Raw genomic sequence first — 8,934 nt, forward strand, 5'->3', positions numbered from 1 at the left:
AGTAAAGGCTTATAGCCGCAGAGAAAACCAGGCCTTTTAGACGTGGTTTTTATTTGCACTGCTACTAATTTGCTACTAATAGCAACTACTCTTTTTCTATCGTTTTCAGTTGGTTGTCATTAACTTTAATAGCAAGAAACCCTGATGACTGCGGGATTTCTACTATATGATCTTTCGCTGTGGCATCTGGATGATTTTCCCTGATGCGGTATTTGATGGTACTAACGCAGGTCCAAACTGAGGTCGGATTGTTACATCTGAGCCGTTGCTCTGAGCCTGCGGCACTTCACATGTGATACCTGCGGCTTCAAGCAGAGGGTTATCAGATGGTGGTTCAGGTGTTGGCGAATCTGTTGCCTGCAATGATTCCAGACTATGCACAAGCTCCTGCTGTTTATGTGGAAACAGATGGGAGTATGTGCTAAGTGTTGTGGATACCTTTTCATGTCCGAGCCTGTCTGCTAACATCAAGGCATCACAGCCCTGATTAATAAGTAAGCTAGCGTGACTGTGTCTGAGGTCGTGTACTCTGATCTGCTCAACACAAGCTCTGCATCTGCCAGAACCTTTATCTCGTTTATGAGACCAGACTTCGTAAAAGAGAAGATTCTTTTGTACAACTTGCTAATTCTAAGGATTACCAGCATTTTGAAAATAATGCTGGTAATCGATAATCCCTACGGAAGCAGATGACCTGCCGCCAGGTACAGCTCATACCATTCCTCACGAGTCAGAGTAATATCGCACGCAGCGATAATTTCTTTCAGGCGGCTTTCACTTGCAGTGCCGGTAACAATCTGCATATTTGCCGGATGACGTAAAATCCACGCAGCCGCAATAGTAGTATCGCTGACATTATATTTTTCGGCAATCACATGAAGTTTTTTATTCAGTTCAGGGTATTCGTCGCTTCCGAGAAAGCAGCCTTTCCATGCTGGCATCTGAAACGGAGACCATGCCTGGAGAGTGATATTGTGGAGGCGGCAGTAGTCGAGCAGACTTCCATCGTGATCGATTGAACCTGGGGTTTCCATATTGACTTCCATGCCATTTGCAACAAGATTGGAAACAGGGATGCTGAACTGAACCTGATTGACAACGAGTGGTTGGCGGACATATTTCTGCAGCAGTTCAATCTGCATCGGCTTATGGTTTGAAACTCCAAAATGGCGTACCTTTCCGCTTTCATAAAGAACATCAAATGCAGCAGCAACATCTTCCGGTTCTACGAGTGCATCCGGACGGTGAAGAAGCAAAAGATCAAGATAATCTGTATGGAGCCTTTGTAAAATGCCATCGACAGATTTCAGAATGTGCTCCTTTGAGAGATCATAGAAGCCTTGACGGATGCCACATTTTGACTGAAGATAAATATCCTCACGCTTTATGGATGAATCATCTGCGAACGCTTCGCCGAATATGCTCTCGCTCATACCATCACCGTAGATATCCGCGAGATCAAAGAGATATGCACCTTGTTCCAGAGCTGCATGAATAAAACGATTCATCTCATCCTTCGATTTTTTAGAAAGGCGCATGCATCCAACAGCAACTGAAGGAACTTTTCGTATGTGATTTCCTAAAATTATTTCTTTCATAGTAAAAATCTCCTTTGCAGTTATTTTCTTATTCCAATAATGAGTGAGGCATATCCCCAATCCCACATGAGTTGTTCTTTATTTATACAGAATTGTGAATAATGAAGAATGGTACCCAGCAGATTGGCTTGGTAATTGTGATAAAGGGAACCGTCTCAAAGCAGAGATTTGCACTGGCAGGTTCCAATGAAAGATGCTAAAAGCTGCTCTATTATAATCGGAACCAAAAGTTTTCGAAACATTACCTTTATTGAAATATATTCTACGAGTTTAGGTTAGTACGATAAATTCATAATGTCAATAAGAAACATTTAAAGCGTTAATGAAAGACTACGTAATGAGTTGGAGCAGGTGGGACTAAAAGATCCTGTTTATCATACAAATGCTTTTATGTTGCAGGCAGTTATTTATAATTCAAAAGTTGGAAAAACTATTGTTGAAAAAACCGCTGATTCATTTAAAAAATTGGCTGTTGCAGTCAATAAGTCGTTGATTGATTACCAAAAGCCGGCGATTGGAGAAGAAAAGTCGGCGATTGAGCAACAAAAATATAATGAACCTTCGAAAGCAAATATTCTTAAGGTGTATGATGAAATAGAGAAAAATCAGATTTTTGGAACAAAAGAAATAAAAGAAATAAAAGAAATTCTTGATTGCTCACCATCCACAGCAAGAGCAGTCATGACAAAACTTAGAGACATGAAAGTTGTTAAAGTGGTAAATGGTAAAGGAAAGGGAAAGTATGTATTCATAGAATAAACATCAGGTATAGACTATTGATGAAAGTAAAAGCTCTATGTATGGAAGTAGGGAGAAGGTAAAAATTGAATTGATTAAAGGCACAAATTTGTTTTAGGTAGCGCTTATAATGAAGATGGGAAATGTCACAGAAAATGTCGTAGAAATGTCATAGAAAATGTCATAGAAATTTTGAGAAAAATCAAGTGGTTAAAATCAGAATATTCTAAGAAAAAGCTTTCTAAAGAGAGACGATTAAAGAGCTTTCTGAAAAACGAATATTTCAAAGTTAGTCTCACTCAGTCTCATTTCTGAAATTGTTTGTTGAGACTAACTTGAGACTGAGGAGGTTCAAAATCATGGACATAAGCAAAAAGGATTGGAAATTATTTCGAGAAAGATTATCAGGCTGGCAGGAAAATTATATGGAAGGTCTTGTTAAAGAGTATGCAAATTTTCTGAATGATGATAAAAAGCCTGCATCAGAGAGATTCTGGGAACTAGAAAAACGGATAAAAGAAGATAAACGTCATCCTGGAGTTGTCATGGAGGTGAGTAAGGCAGAGGTGCTATGGGATATCGTTCGTCTTATAAGATTGAAAGTAATTGCATATGATGATTTATCAGACTTTAGTGATGAATTACAGCTGGAAGTGAAAAGAATACTAGAGATGAGTAGGTGATGGAACAGTTAGAAATTATTCCTAAGAGAAAAACTGCAAAAGTAATTGATTTTTCTCAGTACATAGAAAACATTCGTGGTACTAACGATTAGTACCACAAAACTTTTTCTTGTAGAAATATTGCATGGAGATTATAATTTTCATAGGTGGACAGGCAAATCAGCAGAAAAATATTCTCTGAATAAAAAACAAACCTGCAAGCCACCGGAACTACACACAATAATGAAAAAATGCAATGGTATTGGATTGGTACTAAAAATATGTGAAACGAAAAATAACGTGTGGAAAAGACGCGAAATATCAATACAAAACAGTATAGATAACCGTATTGAAATAACCTAAATCAAACTAGATTCTGCGAGTTCGAATAAAGAATAAATGCTAGAAGTGCTTTATATAAAGCACATTCTAGCTTTTTTAATGCTCTGAGGTACGCAAAAGGTACGAAAAGGAACTCATTTTATTGTTTCTCTTGTTCAAAAATATGCCAACTGATCCATGATAAAATAGAATTATCTTAAGAAGAAGTATCGCTTATGATGATGTATTTTGAATTTAATGAAGATAGATTGAAACAGAATGATTTGTTATATTTGTAACTTTAGAAAAGTGTTATGATAAATTTATAAAAAATATACACAAAGGAGGTGCACTATGGTTTTAATGGTAAATGGGTTGTTTAAATCAATAAACAAAGTAAATATTTTAAAAGATCTCTCTTTCAGTATTAATGAAAATGAAATATTAGGATTGATTGGGCCAAACGGTTCAGGTAAATCTACCATAATGAAGTGTATTGCTGGTTTATATCATCCAACTTCAGGTGAAATAACGATTAATGGATATGACATAGATAAAGATCGGGTAAATGCTTTATCTAACATGGGTGTTAGTATCGAATATCCAGCTCTTTATCCCAATCTTACAGGTAAGGATCATTTTAAAATGGTCGCAAAATGGAAAAAACTGGATAAAAGCAGAATTAAAGAAATGGAAGATTTTAGTGGTCTAAATGATGAATTGAAAAAAGAAGTTAGGCATTATTCCATGGGTATGAAACAACGCTTGATTTTATCGTTGGCAATGATGACCAAGCCCAAACTGCTTATATTGGATGAGCCGACAAATGGATTGGATCCACAGGCTATTATTGATTTAAGAAAGAAACTTTTGGATATACGTAATGATGGTACAAGTATTCTTTTATCGAGTCATCAATTAAGTGAAGTAGATAAGTTAGTAGATCGAATTATTTTTATAAAAGATGGACAGCTTATTGCACATAAGACAATAGACGAGCTTCATCAAAAACATATTTCGTGTATCAAAACTTCAGATAATCGATATGCACAAAAGATTTTAAAAGATTATATTGTAACGAACGATAATGAATATATAAGATTAGAATGTGGTTCAGATAATGATTTTTCTAAAGTAATCAACTTATTGGTTGAAAATAATATTTCTATTTATTCAATTGAAGACAAAGGAGAAGGTCTAGAGAAATATTATCAAAACTTGTACCAAGGATAAGCATATGAAAACGTTGATTTATAATGAAATCCGTATTTTCTTTTCAAAAAGAAATATAGGCATTTTTATCATAGGATGTCTTTCTATGATTGTGATTTTTTGTTTTTACTTTGTGCCAAAACACAATAATTATATTTCGAGTCAAGTTCATTATTACGAGCAAATGGTGACTTCAGATGCAACTAGATCTAAAATAATAACAGAGCAGATTAATAGGATGAAAGAAATTGGTGAAGACACAGAAAAACTAGAAAAATCCAGAGATTTTTGGCAGGCAGATTTAGAAAATTGTAGATTGGTGTCTTATAATCTTGAACATGAAGACGCACATTGTATCGCTGAAACAATGATAAAAAGAGATAAGTTTCTTCAAAAAGTGATTGATGAAGGTGGAGATCTTTCATCATATTCAATCATGCTGCGTAATGATGAAAGAGATCTAAAAAATCGAATCAAACTTCAAGATATGTACATGAAAAATCAATTCTACGATTTTGTATACGAAAAAATGCCAACAGCATATTATATGTTATCTAATTTTTTTGTTTTTGGTGGGATCCCAATTATTGTAATACTTGCATGTGTAATATTATCTAATTTTGACTGCTGGTCTAAAGATTTTGAATCAAATACTTATAAGTTACTGTTCACAATGACGGGTTCAAGAGCGAAAATTTATTTATCAAGAACAATTGTAACATCAATAGCTACAATGATTATGAGTTTGATGATGATCAGTATTTTATTTGTATTAGGATATTTCACTTATGGCTTAGGAGATGAAGTATTTGTTACATTTAAAAACACATTCGTGCCTATTAGCATATGGTGTATGAATAATTTAATGATAACAATCGTATTACTTGCTTTTCTATCAACTATGATTCAAGTGCTTTCACTTCTTACAAAAAACAGTGGTATAAGTCTATTAGTTCCTTGTCTATGTCTGCTCGTTTTATTAACAGACATTAATTTATTTGGCTCTATCTTCTCAATAAATTCTTTGATTCTTTGGATTATTATTTTATTAATCGTAATCATTCATTTTTGTATGGTTAAATATTTAGAAAGAATTGATCTAAATGGGACAAATTAGGAGAAAAAGATATGGAATATGAGATGAAAAGTATTTTAAGGAGCAAAGCTAGCTTAGTATGCTTATTGATCTTTTTGATAGTAAATATGTTTTCAATGAACTTTTTAAACCTGGAGAATGATGTGGAAAGGAATATCATTTATAATGAGCAATTGATTGTAGAGAGTCAAAACTCAATTTCTCAAATCGATATTATAAAAAAACAATTGGGTGAAAAAATAAAACCTGAACAGGTTGAAGTGTTAAATAATTATAAAGAATATTTAAATTGGAAGAGTAAAAATGCAAATGAAGCAATTGATTGTTTAAAAAAAGAGGGCGTTAAAGGATTTGAAAATTATCCTGATATAAAGAAGTATGACTTGTGGAATCAAATGTTTGAAATGGATTGTTTCGCAAAAACGGATAAGCAGTTAAGTCAAGTGGTGTTTAAAGATGAACTTGCTAAAATAGGATATCCTGATATATCTTTTGATGCATCATTATTAAATGATATGCAAAAGTTCTTTAACCGAGATTATGAAGATGCATATCATCATACCTATATGAATCTTCAGAATGCATTTCATGAAATAGCAACAGCAAACAATAAAAATATATTGAATATTGCGCAAGGTCCATGGACGTATTTATGCCGCCAATTACGTTTAGGGAGTCTATTTTCATTAATGGTTATTCCAATAGGTGTTTTTTATACATTAATTGGAATTTGGCAGCAAAAGCAAAGTAAAAGTTTTGAGTTATCCTATTTGAATTCAAAAAGCTCAAATAGATTTTTACTATCAAGAATTATAGAAATAGGAATCAGTTATACCCTGATAATATTTATCTCTTTATTTGTTCCTGCGCTGATTCTAGGATTTCGACATGGATTTGATGGGCTAAACTCATATATGTTGATTGACTGGAATAATTTTGTTGGCTTTAAAACAAATCTGACTTCTTACAATTATGGATATGCATATTCTATGTTTTATGAGTACCTTATTTCGATGGATAATTATATGCCTATTAATATGGAGAATACATATATTTTTATTCCTTTAATTCTATCTTTGGGGTTAGGAATGATGAAAATAATATTTACAGTAACTTTAGGATTGTTGTGTTCAATTTCTGTCAGAAAATCATGGGTTAGCTATGCATTAGGATTATTCATTGTGCTTATTTACATATATTCTCAACAAATAACATATTCAATCGAATTCTTTCCTATGTTAAATCCATTTAGTATTCTTGCCAGTCTAACTGTGATAGTAGGAAATGGAACACAGACATCACTAAATGCAATATTAATGTTAGTAGTATGGTCTATTCTAATGTATTGTGTAACCGTGGTGATATTTAATAAAAGTGATGTAAAATAGATGATAACAAAATGAATTATTACCCATTCTGCATATGACGGAAAAATTGTGCGCGTGTAGCGCACCATCAGTGTATCTGTAGCGGTCAATCGGTGTATGATCATAAAATCTAAGCTTTTAGAAATATTATATAAATTTTAACTCGGCATTTAACTCGGCATGCCGAGTTAAATCATTCACTATTTTTTTACTAATTTATAATTAGCATATCTACCGGTTCTATCGTTTTGAATAATATTCTCTTTTTTTAATTTTTCAATTGTTCTTCGTGCTTGATTATCATTATAGCCACAAAGTTCTTGAATATTTGCACGAGTAATATTTTCCTCTTTTTCTAAATACTCAATAATCAAACGTTTAGCCTTCAAATATTGAATTGTATGATCTTGTGTATACTCAATTCCGGATTTCAAAGAATCGTAAACACGTGCCGTTAACATATATTGATTTCCTACAGTTTCTAATAAGGAAAAATGTTGTAGACGATTCAAAGCATTTCGTGCTTCATCCTCTGTAACCTGAGTTAATTCAACCGTTTTTCTAAAAATAATACTCCTATTATCTTTTACAAAACGCAATATCATTAATTCTGCTAAGGAAAAAGCAATTTGTTTTGATTCTTGTTCTTTAATAATAAATTTTACAAAATCAATATCTTCTGTTGAACTGTAAATAGTCAATTGCACAGAATCATTATAATGCCTATATATAGGGTAAGGTTTTCCCATTGAAACCGTCTCTTTATAAATAATATCGACACCTTGTCCTGTTCGTTGAACATATTTTAATCTTTGAAGTGTTTCTGCAATTAGTTTATTTCTAGGCGAAGAAGCATGCGTAATTATATTATTTTCAGTTATACCATCTAGAAACCCTCCTGGATTTTCAATTAGTATGTGACCTGGATATTGTTTTACATATATAGAAGCCATGCTTTCATAATCACGATGGCTAAGTGCATTTAAAAGTGCTTCTTGAAATACCTTTTCAGAATAATCGGCAACTTCCATTCGAAATAATCCAATTTGAATATTCAATATTTTATTATCATTTTGTATTTTTTCAGTTAATCTATCTAAGATAGTAATAATCGGTTGTTTTAAATCAAGGCGCGTATTGTATTCGATATCACTCTCATTTTTATACTTTAAATAAATAACTTCCGCTAGAGGTAAAAACTTTTTAATGGAAGTTTCTTTTCCAACGAACAACAATCCAGCGATAGTTAAATGAACAGTGCCTTCTTCATAAATGATTAAACCTAAATCCTTCAAAAAAGCCATATCATCCATGTCTGGTAATGTGGAAGTTCTATCTCTTAATCTTAGTTTTTCTTTAAGTTTATATATCTCCAACAGATCAATATCTAAATCACTACTTTCGGTAATTACTTTACTAGAAAAATCAGAATTATATTCAGTAGAATAACGATTACTAAGTTCTTCTGGATACCATGGCCTGTTATTCTTTCCAAGGCGTTTTAAACATCTTCCATCAGTAGTCGTATGAATTAAACCATCATTATCTACATGTAAAGCAATAACTTGTTTACCTTTATAAGGGATTTCTTCAGCTTCAACAAATAATGGAGGTCTAGTTTTATCGTAAACAGCATCTAAAATATTTTGGATGCTATAAGGACCAATACAACCTGTTACTTCTCCATCATCTTCAACTCCCAAATAAACTGTGCCACCTTTTGTGTTTGAAAATGCAACTAATTCAGGTGTCACTAAATTGATGCATTCTTTTATACCAGGTAGAGAATCCAAAATGTCTGAAGAAGTCGATTGAGAAACTGAAAAAGCTACAGAAGCAGCAGTCACGAAAAACAAAGGGCCGCCGCAACTGGATCAAAAATAGAATCAAAATCGCAAGACTTCATGAAAAGATAGCGAATCAAAGAATGGATTTTATCA

At 33.0% G+C, this 8,934-nt stretch carries 7 protein-coding genes and 2 pseudogenes; 6 read left to right on the forward strand and 3 right to left on the reverse strand.

Features of this window, described 5'->3' with window-relative positions:
* Positions 1 to 459 precede the first annotated feature (459 nt).
* Both Q3907_RS10750 and Q3907_RS09780 read right to left on the reverse strand, forming a co-directional pair.
* A pseudogene (locus tag Q3907_RS10750) lies at positions 460 to 534 on the reverse strand (hypothetical protein); the annotation flags it as partial.
* 143 nt (positions 535 to 677) lie between these two features.
* Positions 678 to 1,664: an aldo/keto reductase family oxidoreductase gene (locus Q3907_RS09780; RefSeq protein WP_367881507.1), complete on the reverse strand. Its 987-nt coding sequence runs from the start codon at positions 1,662 to 1,664 to the stop codon at positions 678 to 680.
* A gap of 285 nt (positions 1,665 to 1,949) precedes the next feature.
* On the opposite strand from Q3907_RS09780, the gene Q3907_RS09785 reads away from it, so the two are divergent.
* The 5 genes from Q3907_RS09785 (at position 1,950) to Q3907_RS09805 (ending at position 7,015) form a co-directional block, all read left to right on the forward strand.
* Positions 1,950 to 2,357 (forward strand): hypothetical protein, encoded by a 408-nt coding sequence (locus tag Q3907_RS09785; RefSeq protein WP_301898142.1) that lies wholly within the window; start codon positions 1,950 to 1,952, stop codon positions 2,355 to 2,357.
* A gap of 338 nt (positions 2,358 to 2,695) precedes the next feature.
* Positions 2,696 to 3,019 carry a multidrug transporter gene (locus Q3907_RS09790; protein WP_301898143.1) on the forward strand — a complete coding sequence of 108 codons (324 nt, stop codon included), beginning with the start codon at positions 2,696 to 2,698 and terminating at the stop codon, positions 3,017 to 3,019.
* A gap of 654 nt (positions 3,020 to 3,673) precedes the next feature.
* Entirely contained in the window at positions 3,674 to 4,552 is an 879-nt protein-coding gene (locus Q3907_RS09795; RefSeq protein WP_301898144.1) for an ABC transporter ATP-binding protein, read from the forward strand.
* Positions 4,553 to 4,637: 85 nt separating this feature from the next.
* Entirely contained in the window at positions 4,638 to 5,648 is a 1,011-nt protein-coding gene (locus tag Q3907_RS09800; RefSeq protein ID WP_301898145.1) for an ABC transporter permease, read from the forward strand.
* An 11-nt stretch (positions 5,649 to 5,659) separates the two neighbouring features.
* On the forward strand, positions 5,660 to 7,015 hold the full coding sequence (locus Q3907_RS09805) for a hypothetical protein (RefSeq protein ID WP_301898146.1): 1,356 nt from the start codon (positions 5,660 to 5,662) through the stop codon (positions 7,013 to 7,015).
* A gap of 179 nt (positions 7,016 to 7,194) precedes the next feature.
* Here the strand turns inward: Q3907_RS09805 and Q3907_RS09810 are convergent, their stop codons facing one another.
* Entirely contained in the window at positions 7,195 to 8,841 is a 1,647-nt protein-coding gene (locus Q3907_RS09810; protein WP_301898147.1) for an RNA-binding domain-containing protein, read from the reverse strand.
* On the opposite strand from Q3907_RS09810, the pseudogene Q3907_RS10755 reads away from it, so the two are divergent.
* A pseudogene (locus Q3907_RS10755) lies at positions 8,814 to 8,934 on the forward strand (RNA-guided endonuclease TnpB family protein); the annotation flags it as partial. The gene Q3907_RS09810 and the pseudogene Q3907_RS10755 sit on opposite strands and share 28 nt — an antisense overlap.

The organism is uncultured Holdemanella sp. (genome assembly GCF_958348295.1).
Taxonomy (GTDB): domain Bacteria; phylum Bacillota_I; class Bacilli_A; order Erysipelotrichales; family Erysipelotrichaceae; genus Holdemanella.

What these genes read in the sequence shown, in the direction of transcription:
- Q3907_RS09805 (WP_301898146.1), top strand. Translation starts at nt 5,660, where the DNA reads ATGGAATATGAGATGAAAAGTATTTTAAGGAGCAAAGCTAGCTTAGTA.
- Q3907_RS09790 (WP_301898143.1), top strand. Translation starts at nt 2,696, where the DNA reads ATGGACATAAGCAAAAAGGATTGGAAATTATTTCGAGAAAGATTATCA.
- Q3907_RS09795 (WP_301898144.1), top strand. Translation starts at nt 3,674, where the DNA reads ATGGTTTTAATGGTAAATGGGTTGTTTAAATCAATAAACAAAGTAAAT.
- Q3907_RS09800 (WP_301898145.1), top strand. Translation starts at nt 4,638, where the DNA reads ATGATTGTGATTTTTTGTTTTTACTTTGTGCCAAAACACAATAATTAT.